Annotated in this window: 19 protein-coding genes and 1 pseudogene; 12 read left to right on the forward strand and 8 right to left on the reverse strand. The window is 68.3% G+C overall.

Annotated elements, in window-relative coordinates; all coding sequences use genetic code 11:
- Window positions 1-19 precede the first annotated feature (19 nt).
- Complete coding sequence (gene tsaA, locus FPL11_RS03705) at window positions 20-721, forward strand: tRNA (N6-threonylcarbamoyladenosine(37)-N6)-methyltransferase TrmO (RefSeq protein ID WP_144347426.1); 702 nt, start codon at window positions 20-22, stop codon at window positions 719-721.
- On the opposite strand, the gene FPL11_RS03710 is transcribed toward tsaA, so the two are convergent.
- Window positions 718-2,718 (reverse strand): CocE/NonD family hydrolase, encoded by a 2,001-nt coding sequence (locus tag FPL11_RS03710; RefSeq protein WP_144347428.1) that lies wholly within the window; start codon window positions 2,716-2,718, stop codon window positions 718-720. The genes tsaA and FPL11_RS03710 overlap by 4 nt on opposite strands.
- Window positions 2,715-4,634 (reverse strand): mechanosensitive ion channel domain-containing protein, encoded by a 1,920-nt coding sequence (locus tag FPL11_RS03715; protein WP_144347430.1) that lies wholly within the window; start codon window positions 4,632-4,634, stop codon window positions 2,715-2,717. Before FPL11_RS03715 ends, FPL11_RS03710 begins: the two co-directional genes overlap by 4 nt.
- A 145-nt stretch (window positions 4,635-4,779) precedes the next feature.
- Here FPL11_RS03715 and FPL11_RS03720 point away from each other — a divergent pair, with 145 nt between their 5' ends.
- From FPL11_RS03720 to FPL11_RS03730, 3 genes are all read left to right on the forward strand, one after another.
- Window positions 4,780-5,148, forward strand: a complete 369-nt coding sequence (locus FPL11_RS03720) for a phasin family protein (protein ID WP_110883447.1) — start codon at window positions 4,780-4,782, stop codon at window positions 5,146-5,148.
- A 107-nt stretch (window positions 5,149-5,255) separates the two neighbouring features.
- Window positions 5,256-6,326: an efflux RND transporter periplasmic adaptor subunit gene (locus FPL11_RS03725; RefSeq protein WP_144347432.1), complete on the forward strand. Its 1,071-nt coding sequence runs from the start codon at window positions 5,256-5,258 to the stop codon at window positions 6,324-6,326.
- Window positions 6,323-9,466 (forward strand): efflux RND transporter permease subunit, encoded by a 3,144-nt coding sequence (locus FPL11_RS03730; RefSeq protein ID WP_144347434.1) that lies wholly within the window; start codon window positions 6,323-6,325, stop codon window positions 9,464-9,466. Before FPL11_RS03725 ends, FPL11_RS03730 begins: the two co-directional genes overlap by 4 nt.
- Here the strand turns inward: FPL11_RS03730 and FPL11_RS03735 are convergent.
- Complete coding sequence (locus tag FPL11_RS03735) at window positions 9,415-10,314, reverse strand: AEC family transporter (RefSeq protein WP_159299894.1); 900 nt, start codon at window positions 10,312-10,314, stop codon at window positions 9,415-9,417. The two genes, FPL11_RS03730 and FPL11_RS03735, sit on opposite strands and share 52 nt — an antisense overlap.
- Window positions 10,315-10,365: 51 nt before the next feature.
- The gene (locus FPL11_RS03740) at window positions 10,366-10,833 is read right to left on the reverse strand and encodes an FxsA family protein (protein WP_186295090.1); all 468 of its coding nucleotides are present in this window, start codon (window positions 10,831-10,833) and stop codon (window positions 10,366-10,368) included.
- A 78-nt stretch (window positions 10,834-10,911) separates the two neighbouring features.
- Here FPL11_RS03740 and FPL11_RS03745 point away from each other — a divergent pair, with 78 nt between their 5' ends.
- The 3 genes from FPL11_RS03745 (at window position 10,912) to FPL11_RS03755 (ending at window position 13,276) form a co-directional block, all read left to right on the forward strand.
- The gene (locus FPL11_RS03745; protein ID WP_144347439.1) at window positions 10,912-12,123 is read left to right on the forward strand and encodes a lytic murein transglycosylase; all 1,212 of its coding nucleotides are present in this window, start codon (window positions 10,912-10,914) and stop codon (window positions 12,121-12,123) included.
- Between the two features lie 4 nt (window positions 12,124-12,127).
- Complete coding sequence (locus tag FPL11_RS03750) at window positions 12,128-12,463, forward strand: helix-hairpin-helix domain-containing protein (RefSeq protein WP_159308472.1); 336 nt, start codon at window positions 12,128-12,130, stop codon at window positions 12,461-12,463.
- Window positions 12,464-12,550: 87 nt separating this feature from the next.
- Window positions 12,551-13,276 carry a DUF3581 family protein gene (locus FPL11_RS03755; protein WP_144347443.1) on the forward strand — a complete coding sequence of 242 codons (726 nt, stop codon included), beginning with the start codon at window positions 12,551-12,553 and terminating at the stop codon, window positions 13,274-13,276.
- On the opposite strand, the gene FPL11_RS03760 is transcribed toward FPL11_RS03755, so the two are convergent.
- A complete protein-coding gene (locus tag FPL11_RS03760) occupies window positions 13,242-14,009 on the reverse strand; it encodes an FkbM family methyltransferase (protein ID WP_144347445.1) in 768 nt (255 codons plus the stop codon). The two genes, FPL11_RS03755 and FPL11_RS03760, sit on opposite strands and share 35 nt — an antisense overlap.
- Window positions 14,006-15,271 carry an MgtC/SapB family protein gene (locus tag FPL11_RS03765; RefSeq protein WP_144347447.1) on the reverse strand — a complete coding sequence of 422 codons (1,266 nt, stop codon included), beginning with the start codon at window positions 15,269-15,271 and terminating at the stop codon, window positions 14,006-14,008. Before FPL11_RS03765 ends, FPL11_RS03760 begins: the two co-directional genes overlap by 4 nt.
- 40 nt (window positions 15,272-15,311) lie before the next feature.
- Here FPL11_RS03765 and FPL11_RS03770 point away from each other — a divergent pair, with 40 nt between their 5' ends.
- Window positions 15,312-15,935: an NYN domain-containing protein gene (locus FPL11_RS03770; protein WP_144347449.1), complete on the forward strand. Its 624-nt coding sequence runs from the start codon at window positions 15,312-15,314 to the stop codon at window positions 15,933-15,935.
- Here the strand turns inward: FPL11_RS03770 and FPL11_RS03775 are convergent.
- Entirely contained in the window at window positions 15,932-17,173 is a 1,242-nt protein-coding gene (locus FPL11_RS03775) for a M28 family peptidase (RefSeq protein ID WP_144347451.1), read from the reverse strand. The genes FPL11_RS03770 and FPL11_RS03775 overlap by 4 nt on opposite strands.
- Before the next feature lie 78 nt (window positions 17,174-17,251).
- Between FPL11_RS03775 and FPL11_RS10135 the strand changes: the two genes are divergently transcribed.
- The 4 genes from FPL11_RS10135 to aceK are packed head-to-tail and all read left to right on the forward strand — an operon-like array spanning window position 17,252 to window position 22,107.
- Window positions 17,252-17,755, forward strand: a complete 504-nt coding sequence (locus FPL11_RS10135; RefSeq protein ID WP_200833587.1) for a methylated-DNA--[protein]-cysteine S-methyltransferase — start codon at window positions 17,252-17,254, stop codon at window positions 17,753-17,755.
- Window positions 17,736-18,980, forward strand: coding sequence for an FAD-binding domain-containing protein (locus FPL11_RS03785; RefSeq protein ID WP_144347453.1), 1,245 nt, complete (start codon window positions 17,736-17,738; stop codon window positions 18,978-18,980). Before FPL11_RS10135 ends, FPL11_RS03785 begins: the two co-directional genes overlap by 20 nt.
- Before the next feature lie 56 nt (window positions 18,981-19,036).
- Window positions 19,037-20,335: an NADP-dependent isocitrate dehydrogenase gene (gene icd / locus FPL11_RS03790; RefSeq protein ID WP_144347455.1), complete on the forward strand. Its 1,299-nt coding sequence runs from the start codon at window positions 19,037-19,039 to the stop codon at window positions 20,333-20,335.
- Between the two features lie 38 nt (window positions 20,336-20,373).
- Complete coding sequence (gene aceK / locus FPL11_RS03795; protein WP_144347457.1) at window positions 20,374-22,107, forward strand: bifunctional isocitrate dehydrogenase kinase/phosphatase; 1,734 nt, start codon at window positions 20,374-20,376, stop codon at window positions 22,105-22,107.
- Here aceK and FPL11_RS03800 read toward each other — a convergent pair.
- Window positions 22,104-22,490: pseudogene (locus FPL11_RS03800) on the reverse strand (ATPase, T2SS/T4P/T4SS family); the annotation flags it as partial. The gene aceK and the pseudogene FPL11_RS03800 sit on opposite strands and share 4 nt — an antisense overlap.
- Between the last annotated feature and the right edge of the window lie 78 nt (window positions 22,491-22,568).

A 22,568-nucleotide genomic window follows, 5' to 3' on the forward strand; every position in this document is an offset into this window, starting at 1 on the left:
AACGCAGTATCCTTGCCGCATGGATATCCACCCCATCGCCTATCTGCGCAGTGATTTCGAGGGCCGCTTCGGCACGCCGCGTCAGCCCGGTCTGGTCCCCGCCGCGCGCGCCGAGCTGCGCCTCGAGCCGCCTTACAACGACGCCAGCGCGCTGCGCGGCCTCGAGACCTGCTCGCATTGCTGGCTGGTGTTCGGCTTCCATGCCATCCGCCCGGGGCCCTGGCGACCGACGGTCCGCCCTCCCCGACTGGGCGGCAATCAACGCCTTGGGGTGTTCGCGACGCGCTCGCCGTTTCGGCCCAACGGGCTGGGTCTGTCGCTGGCGCGCATCGAGGCATTGCTGAGCCCACCCGGTCGGGGGCTCGCCCTGAGGGGCTGTGACCTGATGGACGGCACCCCGATTTTCGATATCAAGCCCTACCTGCCCGCCATCGAGTCACGGCCCGACGCCCGACCGCCGGCGGGTCTGGGCGAGACGGGCCCGGGCTTGCCGGTGGAATGGGAGGCCGAGGCCCAGGCGGCGCTGGCGAACGCCCCGGCGCACCTCGGTGCGCTGATCGAGCAGACCCTGGCGGCGGATCCGCGACCGGCCTACCACCAGCAGCGCGGGCGCGGCAGCTATGGCATGCGCCTGTCAGGCCACGAAGTGCGCTGGACGGTGACGGACGCCTACGCGCGGGTGATCGCCGTCACGCCGCTTGAGGAGCGTGGGGGCGATTAGCCGTCGCGACGCGGGATCCGCCGCTGCCAGTTGCGGGAGAACACCCGGCGGTCCGACTCCCAGGCATCCAGCTCGGCGCTCAGATAAAAGGCCTCGGCGTCGGCCTCGAGCCGGGTCCGGGTGCGCGTGGCGACCTGCCAGTCACCGCGGCCGAGCTGAAAGTCGGCCACCACCTCGCCACTGACCCGGGCCGGATCGCCTTCCACCTGGTGATAGACCTCGCGGGTCGCGTCACCCAGGGTCAGATCGACGTCCTCCAGCGTGCGCGTGCCATTGTCCTGGATCACCTCGAGGCTCGCCGCGTTGCCGCCCAGTTCGTGATGCACCCGCCAGGCCTGCGTGGGAGCGACCCGCTGGACGGCGCGCAGGGGGGCATAGTCGGGCGCCGCTGGGAACACCGGCGAATGGTCCGGGCCGGTCGGCGCCCGCACCGGCAGCTCGAGGCCCGTCGCGGCGGGATCGATCGAGAGCGGGCCGGCCTCGGGCTCGGGCCAGATGAGCGGCCAGTAGGCCGTCGACAGCGCCATCTGCAGCCGATGACCGACGGCGAACCGGTGGCCGAGGTGGTTCAGCGGCACACTCACGTCATAGTCACTGCCCGCCACCAGGTCCTGCGGCCGATCGTGGCCCTCGCGGTGACGCAGGTTGAGCACCCCATAGCTCACCCGGGTGGTTGCGCCATCCGGCGCCGTGTCACAGAGCCGCACGATGATCTGGCCGCATGGCTGTTCGGCGCGCAGGCGGATCCGCAGCCGTGGCGCGCCCAGCAGCTCCAGTGGCGCCTCCAGGGGCTCGGTCTCAAACACCAGCCCGCCGCTCATCTCCTTGCGCTGATCATCGGGTAGGTCCGGTCCATCGGCGTAGCTGCACCATTTGCCCGCGAACAGCCCCAGTCCCAGCGGCGAGTCAAGGCGCAGGCGCCCGGCGCTGTCGTTGGCGGGCGTCTGCGCCAGCGATCCGTCGCCGTGGGGGTGGAGCGTGCGGACCTGCACCGCGGGCGTCGGCCAGTGCGCCTCGGCCACCCAGCGCCCGGGGCGCTCGCCATAGGCCGTCGCCGGCGGGTCGGCATCCTGGATCCAGGCGCGCAGCCGCGGCGCCTCATCGACGCCGTTGCGCTCGCCTTTCAGCCAGCGATCCCACCAGTCCGTGACCAGCGACTGAAACCCGATCGCCGGGCCGGGCTCGCCGAGGTGCGGATAGCGATGACTCCAGGGGCCGACGATGCCCTGACACGGCACTTCGAGATTGGCCAGCAGACGGAACACGGCATTCGTATAACCATCCGCCCAGCCACTCACCGCCAGCACCGGGCAGCGGATCGCCGCATAGTCTTCGCACACCGAGCCATGCCGCCAGTAATCATCGCGCTGCGGGTGTTCGAGCCACTCCATCAGCCAGGGCGCATTGGCCTCGAGCCGTTGCTGCCAGATCGATCGCCACGCCTGCCCCCTAAGCTGAGGATCCGGCGGCAGGCTGTTGAACGCGAACATCACCGATGACCAGGACAGATTGTCACTCAGCAGGCACCCGCCCATGGTGTGAATGTCATCGGCGTAGCGGTCATCGGTGGAGCAGACGGTAATCACCGCCTTGAGCGCGGGCGGCTGCATGGCGGCGACCTGCAGACCGTTGAACCCTCCCCAGGAGATGCCGATCATCCCCACCCCGCCGTCACACCAGGCTTGGGCGGCGAGCCACTCGATGAGCGCGTAGCCGTCCTCGAGCTCACGGGCCAGATACTCGTTTTCGAGCACGCCACCGGACTCGCCACTGCCACGGATGTCCACCCGCACGCTGGCATAGCCCCGTTCGGCCAGCCAGCGATGCAGCGTCTCATCACGCGGGCGGGTGTGATCGCGCTTGCGGTAGGGAATGGTCTCGAGAACGACCGGTACGGGCTGACCGTCGGAGCTCAGCGGCCGCCAGATTCGGGCCGAGAGCGTGACCCCGTCACTCATCGGGATGCGCACATCCTCGTCGATACGGATGTCGGTCATTGCTCGCCCGCCCCGAAGTAAACCGTGCGGTGCGGATAGGGGATCTCGATGCCGGCAGCGTCGAACTGCTCTTTCACGCACCGGTTGTAGGCCCGACCCACGGCATACTGCATGCCGGCGGTGGTGCGGATGCGCACGCGGATCAGCACGGCGCTGTCCGCCAGCGCGCTGACTCCGTCGACTTCCAGCGGGCCGGTCACCTCGGCGCCGATCTCCGGCATTGCCTGCAGTCGGGCGTAGGCGCTGTGCAGCGCATCGATGGCATCGCCGACGCTCTCACGATAGGCCATCCCGTACTCACCGAGGTGATAGCCGAAGTCGCGGGTGTAGTTGGAGACGGTATCCACCGAGGAAAACGGCACCACATGCAGGACGCCTGAGAGGTCGCGCAACCCGAGCGAGCGGATGCTCAGCCGCTCCACCGTGCCGCTGATCCCCGCGGCGGTCACGAAGTCGTCCTGATGGATCGCGTCCTCGAGCTGGATGAACACGCCGGTGATGATGTCCTGGACGAGCTTCTGCGCGCCAAACCCGATGGCCAGACCGATGACACCGGCGCCGGCGAGCAGTGGGCCGATATCAATACCGACCTCTGAGAGCGCGACCATCCCCGCGAGCACCAGAATGGCAATGGCCACGGCATTGCGGAACAGCGCCAGCAGCGTCTTCTCGCGGGCACCCGGCTCGCCGGTCCCGGTATCGGGATTGAGCCGATCCTCGATCCAGCTGGCCGCGATCAGCCAGCCACTGACCGCAAGAATGCCAATGGCAAGCAGGGCGACGATGGAGTGGATCAGCGTCTGACCGCCGGGCGTGCCCAGCCAGTCACCGACCTCGACGACCCCCCAGATATCCAGCAGTGATCCCACCAGCGCGGCCACCAGAAGCCAGTGGATGACACCCACAAACCGCGGCACCCAGGCATCGATCCGCCCGGCGAGCATGGGCAGGCGCGCCCGCAGGCGCTGGGGCAGGTAGCGCCCGACCCGGCGCAGGCTCGCGAGTGACGTGCCGATGAAGCCGGCCGCCAGAATGATCAGCAGGCTCAGCCCACTGGCCTGGCTGACAAAGATCAGCGCGCTGGCGGGCCCGGTGACGATCAGCACGGCATAGGCGGTGACGAAAGCGCCGGCGAGCCCATGCCAGATGCCGGCCAACGGCCCCAGCACCGGGCCATAGAAACTGCCCGGGTGATGGGCGGCGCGACCCAGCATCCACTGCTGCACCGGCCGGCGGGCCGCCCGGATCACCTTGAGCACGCCCAGCAGGACGATCACGGTGATGATGGCCTGCGCCAGCCCGGCCAGCGCCGGGGCGACGCTGGCGAGCGTCGGTGTCACCCAGAGCAGGCCATAGATGGCGACCTGAACCAGGCGCGAGAGCTGTGCCTCCCAGCGCCGGGCCGCGGCATCGGCGACCGGCAGTAGACGCGCCGCGCTGGCCCGGGGTTCAAGAAAGGCATTCACCACCAGGCGCAGCGACTCGGCGATCACGAACGCCAGCACAAACCGCCCGGCAATGGCGGATGCCTCGGGGCCGGTGGCGATGCCCAGGACGATGGCGGCATAGCCGACGGCGGCCACCAGCGCTACTTTGATGCCATGCAGGCCGATCACCAGCGCGATCACCACCAGGCGCCGCAGCGGACCCAGCCCCGGGGCGGCCCGCTGTTGCCAGTCCGCCAGCCGCTCAATCAGCGCCCCGCCACGATCACGGATCAGGCGCCTGACCACCAGCATCAGAACAACAAGCAGCGCGATGCGGCCCGCCGCGATGGCATTCTCCGGCGTCGCCGCCGCGACCATCGCGGCGGGCATCGCGGACAGCTCCGCGGCAAGCTGTACGGCCCACGCCGTCACCGCCTCCCGCGCCCCCGCGATCCAGTCCAGCAGCCCGAAACGGTTGACACTCAGCATTGATAGTTCCTTTGATGGCAATGCGCGCACGATAACAAACGTCGTTGCGAAAATTTTTGTTGCAATGCACCAAGGGCATTGCTATATTGCACTGCAACAAGGCCAGAATGCCTTGGATTGAAACGGCAACCAGAGGAACGACACCATGGCGAACGACAACTTTGACAAGATGAACGACCAGGCCGAGAAGCTTTTCATGGGCCCGACCCGTGACTACGCCAAGCTGGCCATGGACTATGCCGAGAAGATGATCGACGCGCAGATGGAAGCGGCGAAGACCTACACCGACATCGGTATGCAGCAGGCCCGCGCGGCCCTCGAGGTCAAGGACACCGAGGCGCTCAAGACCTATGCTGAAGAGCAGCAGAAGGTCGCCCGTGAGATGACCGAGCGCGCCAAAAATGATGCCGAGAAGGTGGCCGCGATGAATCAGGACTTCGTCAACGAAGCCCGCAAGCTCGTCGAGACCAACGTCAAGTCGGCGTCCGAGGCGGCCACCAAGTCGACCAAGTAAGGTCGATCGCCGTCGCAACGGATCAAAAGGCCGTCGGTGCGGAACCGGCGGCCTTTTTCTGTGTCGACGTGCCAGCAATAGCGCGTAAGACACGATACCCTCATTGAATGAACGCAATCCCCCGGATTTTCGGCCGACTGACTGTCTGCCTCATGATGCTACCCGCCGTGGCGTGGGCCCAGTCCGATGCGGCACCGGTGCGCCTGAGCGCGGTCGAGGCCGGCCAGCAGCGTGACCGCATCGAGGCGGTGGGCGAGGCGCGCGCCGCCCGCTCGGTGACGCTCTACCCTGAGAGCACCGGCATCGTGACCCGCCTCAACGTCGCCGCCGGTGAGCGGGTGGAAGCCGGTGAGACACTGGTCGAGCTCGAGTCCGCTCAGGCACGGAACGCGCTTGAGCGCGCGAGCGCCGAGCTGCGGGATGCCCGCAACCGCCTCGAGCGTTACGAATCCGGCAAGGGCGCGGGCACCTTCTCGCCGACCACCCTGGAAAACGTCCGCCGCGAGGTCGAGATCGCCCGCCTGACCCGCGAACAGGCGCAACTCGACCTGGCTGACCGCTCCCGTCAGGCGCCCTTTGCGGGGCATCTTGGCCTGACCGATCTGGAGGTGGGCCAGCGCGTCGATCCCGACACGCCCATCACCACGCTGGATGACCGCCAGACCCTGCGGGTGCGCTTCCGGCTCGCGGGCCACTACCACGGCCAGCTGGCCGTCGGCGACCGCATCACCCTGACCGCCTGGGCCCGGCCCGAGAGCCCGGTCAGCGCAACCATCCAGGCCATCGACAGCCGCATCGACCGCGATACCGGCACATTCCAGCTCGAGGCGCGACTGGATAACCGCGATGACCGCTTTCGACCGGGCATGCGCTTTCGCATCATCCGCGAGCTGGCCGGCCCGCGCCACGCCTCAATCCCGGCCACCGCCCTGCAGTGGGGGGATAACGGCGCCTACGTCTGGCGCGTCGAGGCGGGCACCGCCGAGCGCGTGAACGTGACGCTGGTCGCGCGCCAGGCCGATCAGGTACTGGTGGACGGCCCACTCGAGATCGGCGATGACGTCGTCAGCGAGGGTGCTCAGCGGATGCGCCCGGGCATCGAGGTGCGGATCATCGACCCCGCCACGCTTGATGACTATCCGCGCATCGACGCGGTCCGGGACACCCCGGCGCAATGAGGGAATCGCCCCGCGGCCTGCCCGCCCTCGGCATCCGTCGCCCGGTGCTGGTGGCGGTGATCAACCTGATCATCGCGATTGCCGGCACCGCCGCACTGCTGGGCGTTGAGGTGCGCGAACTGCCGGATATCGACCGCCCGCGCATCACCGTCAGCGCCCAGTACCCGGGGGCGGCGCCCGAGACCATGGACGCCGAGGTGACCCGTGAGATCGAGGGGGCTGTCGCCCGCGTCTCGGGTGTGCGCCGGATCAGCGCCTCCAGCGAGGAGAGCAGCACCCGGGTGGTGGTCGAGTTCAGCGCCGACGCCGATCTCGATAGTGCGGCGGCGGACATCCGCGAGGCGGTGAGTCGCATTGAGCGCAATCTGCCCGACAACGTCGAGCAGGTGAACGTCATTAAAGCCGATCAGGACGCCAGTCCCGTCGTGCGGGTCGCCGCGCGGGGGAACGGTCTGAGCCTCGACGCCCTCACCCGCCGGGTCGAAAACGACATCATCCCGGCGCTGATCTCGCTCCCGGGCGTGGCCGATGTCCGCCTCTACGGCGATCGCCAGCGGCAGCTGCGTGTGGCGGTGGACCCGCTGCGCCTCACCGCCCATGGCCTGACCATCGAGTCGCTGCGAACGCGCCTCGAACAGGCCGACCTGGACATTCCCGCCGGCAGTTTCCGGGCCTCTGAGCTGGAGCTGCGGGTGCGCGCCAATGCCGTGCTCGAAACGCCGGAACGGGTCGCCGCCCTTACCCTCGCCCCGGGGCTGCGACTGGGCGATGTGGCCAACGTGTTCTTCTCGCCGGCCGACGCGCGCAGCCAGGTGCAGCTCAATGGCGAGCCGATCCTCGGGCTTGGCATCGTGCGCCAGGCCCAGTCCAATACCCTCGAGATCAGTGCCGCCGCGGACGCGGCGATCGCCGAGCTCAACCGCCGATTCGACGCGGTCGAGGTGGTCAAGACCTCGGATGACGTCGTATTCATCCGCGGGGCCATCACCGAGGTGCTCATCACGCTGGCCGCGGCCACATTGATCGTCATCGCCACGATCTGGCTTTTCATCGGCTCACCGCGCGCCACGCTCATCCCGGCGATCACCATCCCACTGGCGTTGACCGGGACGGTCGCCGCGATCTGGCTGCTGGGCTTTTCCATCAATCTGCTCACCCTCCTGGCGCTGGTGCTGGCGACGGGGCTGGTGGTGGACGACGCCATCGTCGTGCTCGAAAACATCCAGCGCCGCCAGCGCATGGGCCTGGGCGCCGGCGCGGCCGCCCTGCTGGGCACCCATCAGGTGTTTTTTGCGGTCGTCGCCACCACCGCCGTGCTGGTGGCGGTGTTTGTGCCCATCTCGCTGCTGCCGAGCACCGCCGGGCGCCTGTTCAGGGAATTCGGTGTGGTGCTGGCGGTGGCGGTCACCCTGTCATCGTTCATCGCCCTGTCATTGGTCCCGGCCCTCGCCGCGCGATTCCTGCGCCCGGACGATGGCAGCGCCGGGGCATCGGGCGGCGGCGCGGGCACCCGCCGCCTGCGCCGCCTGGGCCGCGGCATCGCTGACTTCTATGCCGCCAGTCTGGGCCGTGCCCTCGCCCACCCGTGGCTCATGGGAGCGGTGGCGCTGCTGGTGCTGGGACTGGCGATCCAGCAGTTCACCCGCATCGATCAGACCCTGCTGCCCGAAGAGGACCGCGGACTGATCTATGTGGTGGGGAACGGTCCCGACGGCGCCGGGCTCAAATACAGTCAGGATCAGGCCTGGCGCATGCAGGAGCGCCTGCAGCCGCTGATCGAGCGCGGCGAGGTGACCCGGCTTTTCACCATTGCCGGTCGCTGGGACCCCAACCGCATCCTCATCGTCGCCCCGTTGGCGCCCTGGTCGGAGCGTGAACGCAGCGAACAGGCCATCGCCGCCGACGCCCGGGCCGCACTGGCCGATCTGCCCGGCGTCAATATCCGCGTCGGCAGCCCCAACAGCCTGGGCCTGCGCGGGGTCAGCAGCGGGCTCGAGGTCTCGCTGCTCGGCAGTGACTACGAGCGCCTCTACGCCGCGGCGCAGGCGTTCAGCCGCGCGGTCGAGGACGAGGTGGACGGTCTGGGGCAGGGTCGCATCGATTACTCGCCCACCCAGCCGCAGGTGCGGGTGGACATCAACCGCGAGCGCGCCGAATCACTGAACGTGCCCGTTGAAGACCTTGCGGCCACGCTGGAGGCGATGATCAGCGGCCTTGAGATCACCGACCTCAACATCGACGACCGCGCCATCCCGCTGCGCCTTGAATCCACCAGCGGCCGGGTCAACGAATCCGCCGATCTCGGCAACCTGCGCATCCGCTCCGAGGACGGCGACTTCGTCGCCCTGTCATCGCTGGTGAGCCTGCGCGAGGAAGGCGTCGCCGCCGAGCTCGACCGGGAGGCGCAGCGGCGCGCGGTGAGTATCGATCTGGCCGTGGAGGATGGCTATCCGCTACAGGCGGCGGTGTCGGACCTGCGCGCGCTGGCCGACGAGACGCTGCCGCCGGGCATCGGGCTGATCACCCGGGGCGAGGCCGAGACCCTCGAGGAAACCCGTCAGGAAGTCATGATCACCTACGCGCTGGCGCTGCTGATCGTGCTGCTGGTGCTGGCCGCGCAGTTCGAAAGCCTGATGAGCGCGCTGGTGGTAATGCTGACCGTCCCCTTTGGTCTCGCCGCCGCCGTGTTCGCGCTGGTGCTGAGCGGCACCTCCATCAACGTCTACTCGCAGATCGGATTGATCCTGCTGATCGGGCTGATGGCCAAAAACGGCATCCTGCTGGTGGAGTTCGCCAACCAGCTGCGGGATGAGGGCCATGGCCTGCGCGCCGCGGCACTGGAAAGCGCCCGTGTGCGCCTGCGGCCCGTGTCCATGACCATCCTTGCCACGGTGCTTGGCGGATTGCCGCTGATCCTGAGCACCGGCGCCGGCGCCGAGTCACGCGCGGCCATCGGCTGGGTGGTGTTCGGAGGGCTGGGGCTGGCGGCGCTGTTCACGCTCTACTTCACCCCGGCGCTCTATGTGCTGTTGGCCCGCTTTGCCCGCTCACGCGCCGCCGCCGAGGCCGCGCTCGAGCGCGAGCTTGATCAGCCGGTGAGCGAGAGCACCAGCGCCATCGATGGCAGCGCCAGGGGATAGCTGATCACGATGGCGCCCGCCATCAGGGCGTCATCGCCGTCCATTTCGCGGACCAGGACATAGGCGGCGGAAGCGGTCGGACAGGCGAGAAAGATCAGCGCGAGGCGCGTTTCCCCGGCATCCAGTCCCACCCCGAGCGCCAGCGCGGCACCGATCAGCGGGGTGATCGCGGTTTTCAGCAGCGCCGCCCCCAGCGCCCAGCGGCGATGCCCCACCAGCCGGGTGGCGTGCAGCCCACCGCCGATGCCGATCAACGCCAGCGGCAGGGCCATCTGCCCGATCGCCGACAGGGTGCGATCCACCGATACGGGCAGGGGCCAACCACTGATCGCGATCGCCATCCCGACGCCGGTCCCGATGAGGATGGGATTGCCCAGCAGGCGTCGCATCAGGCGGGCCGTGGCCGCCCCCAACCCTGCGCCCACCCGGGGTTGCATGATGACGACCGCGACCACGTTGTAGACGATCACCAGCGGCGCGAACGCGATCAGCGCGGCGGATTCCACCGCCGCCGGGGCCTGGCTGCCGGCAAATGCGTAGATCACCACCGGTAGGCCAATGAACGTGAGGTTGCCGCGGTAGGCGGCCTGCACGAAGGTGGCGAGGGACCCCGCCGGCAGCCGCCCGGCGCGCCCGATCAGCGCACCGATCAGTACCACCGCGGCGGTGGTGCCGATCAACACCACCAACAGACTCCCGACCCGGTCATAGGCCGGCGTGGCCGCGCCGATCCGGCTGGCCAGCAGGGCCGGCAGGCCGACCCAGTACGTCAGGCGGTTGAGTTCAGCGAGGGTTGGCGCGGATAGGAACCCGGTCCGGGTCAGCAGCCAGCCAAGGCCGATGACCACCACAACGGGGGCAAGGATCTGGGCGACGGCAACCAGGACGGACCTCGGCGGTCAGCGCCGCGGATCGTCGTCGCGGCGCTCGTACTCGCCTTCGATGATGTGGCGATCATCCGATCCGCCCGCCGACCCCGATCCCGACCCGGGTGGCGGTCCGGCCGGCCCGACGCGGACCGCCATGCGCGCCAGTGCCAGACGCACCAGCCAGCGCCGCGTCGGCGGGATCAGGCACAGAAAGCCGATCACGTCGGTCACCAGACCGGGGGTGAGGAGCAGCGCGCCACCGATGATCAGCGCCGCGCCCTCGAGCAGCTCCACCGCCGGCAGCGAGCCCCGATCGAGGTTGTTACGCGCCCGGGCGAGTGTCTGCAGCCCCTGCTGGCGCAGCAGCGCCGCGCCCATCATCGCGGTCAGCAGACACAGGCCGATGGTTGGCAGTGCGCCGATCCAGCTGCCGACCTCGATCAGCAGAAACAGCTCGGCCAGGGGAATGGTCACGAAAAGGACAAGAACTGTGGGCACGGTCGCTCCAGACTGGGATTCCTTGAATGCAGAGGGTAACATTCCCAGTAATCGCGGTCAGATCGGGGGACAACACCGATGAACCGACTCATTCCGGGGCTCCTTGCCATCGCCCTGCTGCCAGCGCCTGCCATGGGCGCCATCCCGCCGGACGATTTCGCCGCCTGCCTGGATGGCATCCGCGATACGGCGCGGGCCCGGGATATCGCCCCCACCACCATTGATACGCTGCTGGACGGCCTCACGCCCAGCGAACGGGTCATTGAGCTGGACCGACGCCAGCCCGAATTCACCACGACGCTGCATGACTACCTGAACGCCCGTGTCGATCGCGGCCGCATTCAGCGCGGCCGGCGACTGCTGCGCGAGCACGCCGATCTACTGGCCCGTATCGAGGCTAAATACGGGGTCCCCGCCCGCTATCTGGTGGCCTTCTGGGGATTGGAGAGCAACTTCGGCCGCACCACCGGATCGATGTCCACCGTGCGCTCGCTGGCCACCCTCGCCTGCGACCGCCGCCGTGGCGAGTTCTTTGAATCGCAGCTGATCTCCGCCCTGCACCTGGTCGATGACCGGACCGTCAGCGCCGATCAGCTGCGTGGCTCATGGGCCGGCGCCCTGGGTAACTTCCAGTTCCTGCCCAGTGTCTATCGCGACCATGCCGTTGATGCCGACGGCGACGGACGGATCGATCTGTGGGACAGCCTGCCGGATGCCGCCGAGTCCGCCGCCAACTTCCTGCGTGCCCGCGGCTGGGAGCCCGAGCAGCGCTGGGGGCGGGAAGTCCGCCTGCCCGATGGGTTCGACTACCGGCTGGCCGAAACCGAGCAGTCGGTCGCCGACTGGGCGCGGGCCGGCCTGCGCCGGGCCAATGGCGGGGCGCTGCCAGCGGCCGATCTCAACGCCCGCCTGATCGTACCGGCGGGGGCCGAGGGCCCGGCGTTCCTCGTCTACCGCAATTTCGATGTCATCATGCGCTGGAACCCGTCGCGGGCCTACGCCCTGTCGGTGGGCATCCTCGCTGATCGGCTGGTGGGCGCGCCGCCGCTGGCCAACCCGCCACCGGACCGCCCGGCCCTGCCGGTTGACACCATCAAGGCCGTGCAGACAGCGTTGCGGACACGCGGCTTTGACGTGGGGCCCGTGGACGGCCGAATGGGGCCGCAGACCCGTCAGGCCATACGATCGTTTCAGGGCCAGCAGGCCATGACCCGCGACGGTCATCCCGACCGTGCCCTGCTGCGCGCACTCGGCATAGAGCAATCGGAGGACCCGGACCATGTGGAATAACCTGATGCGCCGTTGGCTGGAAATGGCCACCTGGTGGCTGCCCCGCGAGGAAAACGATACGACCCACGCCCCCCGTCAGGCGGCGGAACCCGCCGACTCCCGGGCAGAGGCACCGGCACCCGCCGAGGCCCCGGTGGCCGACACTCCGGCTAGCGATGATCTGACCGAGATCCGCGGCATTGGCCCGGCCATGCAGCGGCGTCTCACCGGGCTCGGCATCTACAGTCGCGCTGATCTGGCGGCCGCCGACCCGGAGACGCTGACCGAGCGGCTCAAGGCCGACCGCGCGGTGGTCTCGCAGGCGCAGGTGGCGGCCTGGATCGATTCGGCGGGGCACTGACCCGGCGCGGCGCGGCTCGCCTCCGCCCCGGCGGAGGCGGTAGACTGGTGGGCTTGGGATGGGTGACAAAAGGAATCGCGCAGTACCATGCCTGCGAGCACCGCGCCGGCCACCGACTGGCTGGACGACTTCTACAACGCCGACAGCGACCAGCTGTGGGTGACCGCCGATCAAGGTAGCCGCTTCGCCAAGGAGATCGCCGGCGATCACAACCCCCTGCACGACGCGGAATCGTCACGGTTCTGTGTGCCGGGGGATCTGCTGTTCGCGCTGATCGTCCGGCGCTATGGGCTGGCGCGCCACTTTGCCCTGTCCTTCCGCGGCATGCTGCGCGCCGGCACAAGGCTGAGCTTTCCATCGCAGCCGGCACAGGCGTTCACCATCGCCGATGAAAACGACCGCGACACCGTCGAAGTCCAGTATGACCGGCCGGTAACCACTGACCCTGCCGCGCTGCTGGTCCTGATCGAGGCCTATGTCGCCTCATCCGGGGAAACCTTCCCGGACCGGCTCGGCCCCCTGCTGGCGGAAGCCGGTGTCATGTTCAACCCCCAGCGCCCGTTTCTGGTCTATGACGGCATGGCACTCGATATCCAGCGCGCCCCGGGCACGGATGTCCGCGTGACGCCGGCGGATGCCTCACTGGCGGTCAACGGCAAGCGCGCCGACGTGCAGTTCGACTACCGAATCGCTGACGGCGATGGCGCGCTGGGCGAGGCCTCGAAGCGCATGGTGGTCAGTGGCCTGCGCCCCTACGATGCCGAGGCGATGACGGCGGTCATCGCTGCCTACCACGCGCGTCGGGCCCGGTAAGTCGCGCATAGACATCGCCGGACCCGGCGGTCTGCGCCGGGCCGCCCAGCCACTCGACAAGGCCCTGCGCCGTCTGCCAGGCGGTGAACTGCAGGCGACGCTGCTCACCGACCGTGACGTTGTAGCGGTAATCTCCCAGCGCCTCGAGGCGGTCCACGCAGGCGCGGGCCCGCGCCAGGCTGCCTGCTACATACTCAAAAGAGAGCGCCGGCAGGGGCTGCTGCAAGCCATCAAGGACGGCCTCCTCGGCGCCTTCCACATCGATCTTGCAGAACCCGGGGACGCCATGGCGGGCGATCAGCGTCTCGAGGGTGATCATCGGCACGGTCACCGTCCGCTCCCAGGCGACATGGGCGAATGAGGCATTCCGCTGGCCGATCTCCGCGCGCCACTGGGCATTGACGCTGGCAAGCGTTGGATGGCGATCACTCAGCGCCAGCGTCGCCTCGCCGGTGTGATCCCCCACCGCCTCGCCGCTGACCTGCGCCCGGGGATAGCGTCGCAGCCGCCAGGCGAGCAGCGGCCGCAGGGCCGGTTGCGGCTCGAGCGCGACCACCGGCGCGCCCAGCGCGGCGAACGCCAGGCTGCGATCGCCCAGATGCGCTCCGATATCAAAGACCGGGCGATCCGGATCAATCAACGGGGCATAGAACCGCCGCAAGCCCGGCTGACGCCAGGGCGCGGCATAGATCAGCAGCGAGCGCGACAGCCCGATCAAACGGCGCGGATTCATAGCCAGAATGTACTCCCCGTCCACAGGGCACCGGCGGCAATCACCGCGCCCAGCCCCATGCTCACTAGTGCCCCCATGCGACCCCGGGCAATGGCCAGCGCCAGGCCGAGCTTGACCAGGGTATTGGCCAGGGCGGCCATCACCACCCCGCGTTCGGCCACGGTGGTGTCGAGCCCATCCCCCACCATGCCCGAGAGCGACAGGGTGATCGCATCGACATCGGTCAGCCCCGAGACCAGCGACAGCGCGTAGACACCGGCATCACCGGCATACCGGCGCAGGGCTTCGCCCGCCACCATCACCGCCGCGAGCAGCAACGCGAAGCGCAGGGCAGTGGCAAGCTCGAAGGGCCGTTGCATGGGCGGCTGCGAAGCGCCTCTGCCGCCATCCCGGGAGCGCCAGGCGAGCACCGCGGTCGCCAGCGCCCCGACGCCGGTCATCAGCGCCACCGGCGTGATCAGCCCGGCGAGCATGGCCGGCTGGATGGCGCTCACCAGTACCAGCATGCGCGGGAACATGGTGGTGCTCGCCATGACCACCGCCGCGGCGAACAGGGGCTGATAGGCCCGCTGGCTGCGCCCGGCGCGGGACAGGGTCAGGGTGAGTGCCGTCGACGAGGCCAGTCCCGCGAACAGCCCGGTCAGAAGGATGCCCCGGCGTGGCCCGGTCACGCGCACGGCAAAATGGCCGACAAAACCGATGGCGCTGATCAGGACCACCATGGTCCAGAGCGTGCGCGGATTGAGCGCCTGCCAGGGCCCGTAGCCCTGGTCCGGCAGTAACGGCAGGATCACCGCGGTGATCAGCGCGAGCTGCAGGATGGCGCGCATTTCAACGCCGTCCACCCGGCGCAGCAGCGCGTGCAGACGGGGTTTGAAGCCGAGCACCGTGGCCGTGATCACCCCACCGGCGGTGGCGAGCAGTGGCGTCGCGGCGGTGGTCATCACCCCCAGCAGAAAGGTCACCAGCGCGGCGATTTCGGTGGTGATGCCGCGATCCGCTTCGTCCTGCGAGCGGCGTCGATAGCCGATCACCAGCAGCGTTGCCAGTGCCGCCAACGCCACGCCCACCAGCAGACGCCCGGTCTGCTCGGCGAGCACCCCGGCCAGTCCGCCGGCGAAGGCGATCAGGATGAACGTGCGCAGCCCCGCCACGCGGCCGCCCTCAGCCACCTCGCGTCGCTGCCAGCCACGCTCGAGCCCAATCACCGCCCCGATGGCCAGTGCCGCGGCCAGCGACAGCCAATGCCCGCTGTCTGTCATTGCGTTAACCTGTCACGCTTTCCCACGACGGATGCCCCTGATGCGACGACTCTGGCTGATCGATGCCGGCTACATTCATGCCAACAACCTCGCGCTGCTGGGCAGCCAGCGGCGCATCGACTACCTGCGGCTGCGCGAGCTCATCGAGCATGAGCTCGGCGCACTGTGGCGCGGCTATTTCCTCAACTCCGCGCAGGATGAACCCAACGAGGGCCGGGACCGCTTTCACAATTGGCTGCAGACCGCGGTGCCCCACGGCCCCAACCTTATCGTCAAGCTCTACGGACTCAAAAGCGAGCGGGTGCGAAGCGCCTGGTGCGCCGACTGTGGCACCAAGGTCGATCTGCGCTGCCCCCAAGGCGATGGCCGCCATCGGCTGTTCAACCAGCGCCAGATGGGCGTTGACGTCGGCCTGGCCTCGCTGGCGCTGATCCATCGCGAGCGTTATGACAGCCTCGTCCTTTCCTCCGGCGACGGCGATCTGCTGGATGCCGTGGAGCACCTCTCGGAGGCCGGCAAGCGCATCGAGCTGGCGGTGTTCAGCACCGGGGTGGCCACCGATCTGCAGGCCCGCTCGGATCGCGTGCTCTGGCTCGATGACCACCTGCCGGCACTGACAGGGGAGGACGGAGCGGCCGGCCCACCGACCGCCCCGGGCGGCTAGGCCGAGCCGGGATGGCGCTTCGGCGTCGCCTGGTCAAGCCGCGGGTGCTGGTCGCGGAAGCGCGCAGCCAGCGTGCCCGGTGCGGTTTCCTCGGCATCCAGCGCCTTCAGGGTCTCCGCCACGGCGTGGGTGCAGGCCAGCACATCCCGGGTGCAGCCGCTCTCCGAGATGGTGTGCATGTTGCGGATCGGCATCCCCACCGAGGTCGCCGCACAGTCGACGTTGCCAAGCACACCGGCCATGCCGTCGGTGCCGGTATCCGGGCCCACGGCATCGCGCTGGATGGGGATGTCGTGCTCGCGGGCGACGGTCTCGATGCGCTGGTTGAGCTGCTCGCTCACGATGGCACCGACACTCATAGTGAAGCCCTTGCCCATGGTCACCGGCGACATGCGCTTGTCGCCGATGCCCGGCGCGGCCACAAAGTCGTGATTGACGTCGACGCCGATGATGGCGTCGGGGCGCATCTCGCTGACCAGGACCCGGCTGCCGAAACGGCCGATCTCCTCGTAGGTGGCGGCGGCGAACAGCACCCGGATATTCGACGGCCCGCCGGCCTCGGCCATCAGGCGCGCCGATTCCGCGGCGACAAAGCAGCCCAGCCCGTTATCCAGGTACGCGCCATAGAAGGTATCCGGGCTGAACCCGCGCCGGATCGGGCGGTTCATCAGCACGCTGTCACCCGGCCGGATGCCGAGGTCCTCGACCTGTTTTTTCTTTTCATCGCCGTGGATCTGCAGCTCGATGTAGAGCTGCTCTTTTTTAACGCCCTGATCGCCGGAGCGCACCTTGGGATCGGCGAAATGGATGGCGCCCAGCGCCTCGACCGTGCCGCCGTCAAACCGCCGGTACGACCCGGGTGCATCCGGATCCTCGCTGAAAATGCTGACCTCGTGGCCGATCAGCGTGGTGGGCAGGAATGAATCGCTGTTGATCCAGATCTTGCCGTCCTCGCCAATGCTGCGGACCTGCATGCGGATCTTGTCCGCGTGGCCGATGACCATCACGGTAAAAAGGTCATCGCGGCCGGGGTGCGTATCCAGTACGACGCCGGCATGCCCCATGAAATTGCGCACCGCGGCCCCCTTGGGCGCATGCTTTTCCATATGCGGGCGCAGCACGCCCTGGGTCATGGCCGCCTCGAGGCCGATCGGGCTGGGCGCGGCCAGAATGTCGTGGATGAACGTAAACTGCTCATCAGGCATGGACTCGGTCCACGGCTTGGCGTGATCGGCCATAGAATAGGCTCCCTGTCGTTGTTTCACGCGGATTTTTCAGGCGCTAGCATAACGTGTTCAAGCCACAAGGAGCAGCCCGTGGGCCTGCCTGCCATTGAGATCACTGCCGTCGACCGGCGCCCCGCCAGCCCGCACCGGGCGCTGTGGCACGGGCCGTGGGGGACGCTGCTGCTGGTGGGACATGCCGAATGGCTGACCGCGGCGGTGTTCCAGGGCCCGCCGCCCGGCCGGCCGGGTACGGCGCATCCCCTGCCCGTTCCCTGGGGTGGCCGCAGGCGACTGCGACTGGCCCTGCATGGCAGCGCTTTTCAGATGCAGGTCTGGCGCGCGCTGGCCGAACTCCGCGCCGGCGAGCCGGTCAGTTACAGCGAGTTGGCCACACGCATCGGCCGACCCGGCGCCGCGCGGGCCGTGGCCTCGGCGGTGGCGGCCAACCCGGTCCCGGTGCTGCTGCCCTGTCACCGGGTCATCCGACGCAATGGCCAGATCGGTCAGTACATTGGCGGCGCGTCGCGCAAGCGCGACCTGCTGGCCCACGAGCGCATTGAAAGGAGCAATCCCCATGTTCGCGAACGTCCCTGAGGCCAGTCACCCGGCGGGACTCGCCCGGCTCGAGGCCTTCATCCCCCATGCCGGGGCCGACTACGCCCGCGGCCGCAACCATGACCTAGGGCCCGAGGGCGATAACGCGGTCTCCGCGCTGTCACCGTGGCTGCGGCATCGCCTGCTGCTCGAGGAGACGGCCATCGACGCCGCCATCGCCGCCCATGGCCTGGATGGCGCGGAAAAGTTCATTCAGGAGGTCTGCTGGCGGACCTACTGGAAGGGCTACCTCGAGCGCCGGCCGGTGCACTGGCACGACTACCGCGCCGCCTGTGACGAGGCGCACGGGCAGGTGGCCAAGGACCGTCGACTGGCCGCCGACCTGCGAACGGCGCTGGATGGCGACACCGACATCGACGCCTTCAACTTCTGGGTGAACGAGCTGCGCGAGACCGGTTACCTGCACAACCACGCCCGGATGTGGTTCGCGAGCATCTGGGTATTCACCCTCGAGCTGCCCTGGGCGCTGGGCGCGGATTTCTTCCTCCGCCACCTGCTCGACGGCGATCCCGCCTCCAACACGCTTTCCTGGCGCTGGGTGGCCGGGCTGCACACGCCGGGCAAGCCCTACATCGCGCGCTCATCGAACATCAACAAATACACCCAGGGCCGCTTCAACCCCGGCTATCGGATCAATACCCAGGTCGAGGCGCCCGAGGGCGTCGAGCGCCCGCCGGTGGGTCCCTCACCGCTTGCGGTTGACTGGCAGGCAACCCCGACCACCGGGCTGCTGATCACCGAGGATGACCTGCTGCCCGAGTCGCTGTTCGGTGAGGGGGACTGGCCGCTGGTCATCGCCGTGCAGAGTACGGACTGGCGCAGCAGCGGGCCGGTGGCGGCGCGGGTTCGGGATTTCGCCCACGCCGGGCTTGCCGATGCGCTGGCCCGCAATCCGGGCGCGCGGGCCATCGGCCCCATCGACCTGGCGAGCGCCGACGGGCTGACGGCGGTGCGCGAGGCCGCCACGGCGGCGGGCGTCGATCGGCTGCTGACCCCCTATGTACCCACCGGCCCGACCGCTGATGCGATGGCCGCCCTGGATCCGGTCCTCGCCGCTGACGGGATCGAGCGCCAGGCCGTGCCGCGGGACTGGGACGTCCTCCACTGGCCGGCGTCGACCCACGGGTTCTTCCGTTTCTGGAAGGCAGCACGGCCGATGATCATGGAGCGGGCCGGGTCCGGGTCTCTGTCCCGCGGGGGGTGAATGTGAAAGAATGCGGCCGATAACAACGACTCGCACTGCAAGAGAGAGGCCCAATCATGAGCACCTATCAGGTCCCCGCCGACGGCGCCCCGGTCACCCTGGATAACGGCGTCCTCAATGTCCCCGACAACCCCATCATCACCTACATCGAGGGGGATGGCATCGGCGTCGACATCACCCCCGTGATGCAGCGCGTGGTGGATGCCGCGGTTGAAAAGGCCTATGGCGGCAGCCGCAAGGTGCACTGGATGGAAGTGCTCGCCGGCGAGAAGGCCAACAACGAGGTCGGCGCCTGGCTGCCCGATGAGACCGTCGATGCCATCCGCAAGTACCTGATCTCGATCAAAGGGCCCATGACCACCCCGGTGGGCGGCGGCATCCGCTCGCTCAACGTCGCGCTGCGCCAGGTGCTTGACCTGTATGTCTGCCAGCGCCCGGTGCGCTGGTTCAACGGCGTGCCCTCGCCGGTCAAGCATCCCGAGCAGGTCGACATGGTGATCTTCCGCGAGAACACCGAAGACATCTACGCCGGGATCGAGTTCGAGGCCGGCTCCGAGGAGAACGAGCGCTTCAAGCAGCTGCTCGCCGAGCATTTCCCGTCGGCTCACGCCAACATCCGCTTTCCCGATGACTGCGGCTTCGGCATCAAGCCCATCTCGCGCGAGGGCACCGAGCGGCTGGTGCGCGGCGCGATCCGCTATGCCATCGACAACAAGCGCCAGTCGGTGACGATTGTCCACAAGGGCAACATCATGAAATACACCGAAGGCGCGTTCCGCACCTGGGCCTACGAACTGGCCGAGCGCGAGTTCGCCAACGAGACCTACACCTGGGCGGAGTGGGAGCGCACCGTGGCCGAAAAGGGCCAGGAGGCAGCCAACGCCGAGCAGGACGCCGCCGTCGCCGCCGGCAAGATCCTGGTCAAGGATTCCATCGCCGACATCACCCTCCAGCAGGTCCTGACCCGGCCCACCGACTTTGAAGTGATCGCCACCATGAACCTGAACGGCGATTACCTCTCCGACGCGCTGGCGGCCCAGGTCGGCGGCATCGGCATCGCCCCGGGCGGCAACATCAACGAGCAGACCGGCCACGCCGTGTTCGAGGCCACGCACGGGACGGCGCCGAAGTACGCCGGTCGCGACATGGTCAACCCCGGCTCGCTGGTGCTCTCCGCCGAGATGATGCTGCGGCATCTGGGCTGGTTCGAGGCCGCGGATCTGATCCTCACCGGCATGGACTCGGCCATTGCCAGCAAGCATGTCACCTATGACTTCGCCCGTCTGATGGACGGCGCCACCAAGGTGAGCTGCTCGCAGTTCGGCGAGGCCATGATCAAGCGCATGCAGGCCTGAGCCACCCCGTCCGGTGAACCACGACCGCGGAGCATCCCATGACCGATAGCCCCTCCCGCTATCAGCGGGTTGCCACCGCGGCGCGGTGCATCCACGACGGCTTTCTCGACTACAACCGCGCCTTCCGCGAGATCACGGCCCGCGCGGGGCGGCGCTTCGAGGAGCGCGACTGGAAGGGTCAGATGGCGGATATCGCCGCCCGGGTCGAGCTCTACGAGCTCTGGGCCCGGCGCACCGTCGAGACCCTGCGCACCGAGCTGGGCGAGGATCTGGCCGGGCACGCCTTCTGGGCCGAGGTGCGCGAGTGCTTCGGTCTGCGGGTCGAGGCCGTCCCCGATGCGGGATTCATGAAGACCTTCTTCAACTCCATCACCCGGCGTGTGTTCGGCACCCGGGGGGTGGATGCGGCGGTGGAGTTTGTCCAGCCACCGCCCGAGGAAGGCATCGAGTCGCTGACCATGCGCCGCTATCCGTGCTGGAACGACCTCGACCAGGCCTGCCAGCGGGTGCTCCAGGACTTTGCCTTTGAGCGCCCCTATGTGAACCGCGACGCCGATGCGCGTGACATGGCGGCCACCATCCGCGAGCAGCTCGGCGGCGGGGAGGCCGATGCCGACTGCCTGCGCTTTGAGTTCATCGACTCGCATTTCTTCCAGGGCACGCGGGCCTACCTGGTCGGACGGATGCGCCTGACCGACCAGGTCCGCCCCATCGTGGTGGCGCTGCGCAACGACGACGAGGGCATCGCCGTCGACGCCGTCCTGCTCACCGCCGAGCAGGTGGGTGTGGTGTTCTCCTACACCCGCTCGTACTACTTTGCCGATCCCACCTCCGTGGTGGCGGCAGTGCAGTTCCTCCACGGACTGCTGCCGGACAAGCCCATCGACGAGCTCTACACCGTGCTGGGCCGCCTGCGCCAGGGCAAGACTGAGCGCTATCGCCAGCTCATGCACCACCTGGATCGCACCGATGATGCGTTCGTGCATGCCGCCGGTGACGCCGGGCTGGTGATGATCGTGTTCACCCTCCCCTCGTTCAATCTGGTGTTCAAGATCATGCGCGATGTCTTTCGGCCGCCGAAGACCACCACGCAGGAGGACGTGCACCAGAGCTATCGCCTGGTCTCGCGCCACGACCACGCCGGGCGGCTCATCGACACGCAGTTCTTCCGAAACCTCGAGCTGCCGCGGGCGCGCTTTTCCGAGGCCCTGATCGACGAGCTGATGCAGGAGGCCCCCCGCACGGTGGCGGCCCATGGCGACCGGCTGGTCTTTGGCCATGCCTATGTCGAGCGCCGGGTGCGCCCGCTCAACTTGTACATCCGCGAGGTCGAGGAGGCGGAGGCCAAGCGGGTCATCCTCGATTATGGACGCTGCATCAAGGACCTGGCCGCCACCAATATCTTTGCCGGCGACCTGCTGCTGAAAAACTTCGGCGTCACCAGTTCGGGCCGGGTGGTGTTCTATGACTACGACGAGGTCATGCTGGTCAGCGACTGCCGGTTCTACGAACTGCCCGAGCCCGATGAAGACTTCCCGTTAATGGAGCATGCCACCACCCGCTTTGTCGGCGCCCATGACATTTTCCCCGAGGAGTTCATCCGTTTCCTGGCGATGCCGGCCTTCCTGCGCCAGACGTTTCTGAGCGAACACAGCGACCTGCTGACCGCTGAGTACTGGCGCGACGTCAAACGCCGCCGTGTGGCGGGTGAAGTCGCCGAGATCGTGCCCTACGCCCGCCAGAGCATCGCGCCCCAGCAGATCAGCCTCTAGCTGTCGGTCACCGTTTTCGCCACTTCGGGGCTGATCTCGCCCTGGCGCTGGAGCTGCTGGAGCGACTGCGCCATGGTCTGCATGCCGTGGGCCTGGCCGGTCTGAAGGGCGTTGGGGATCTGGGCGAGATTGCTCTCGCGGATCAGGTTCCGGATCGCGGGCACTGCCATCATGATCTCGAACCCGGCGACGCGGCCCCCGCCTTCGCGCTTTAGCAGCGTCTGCGAGATGACCGCGAGCAGCGACTCGGCGAGCATCGCCCGCACCTGCGCCTGCTCGTCGCCGGGGAAGGTGTTGATGATGCGATCGACACTGCTGGCGGCGGTGCGCGTATGCAGCGTGCCAAACACCAGATGCCCGGTCTCCGCCGCGGCCAACGCCATGCTCGAGCCACCGCCGCTTGACGGCGAGATGCCCGCCCCCGTGACTGAGCCGCGCTTCGATATCAGTGCGGATGCGGT

It is taken from the genome of Spiribacter aquaticus, from assembly GCF_007625215.1.
GTDB classification, from domain to species: Bacteria; Pseudomonadota; Gammaproteobacteria; order Nitrococcales; family Nitrococcaceae; genus Spiribacter; species Spiribacter roseus.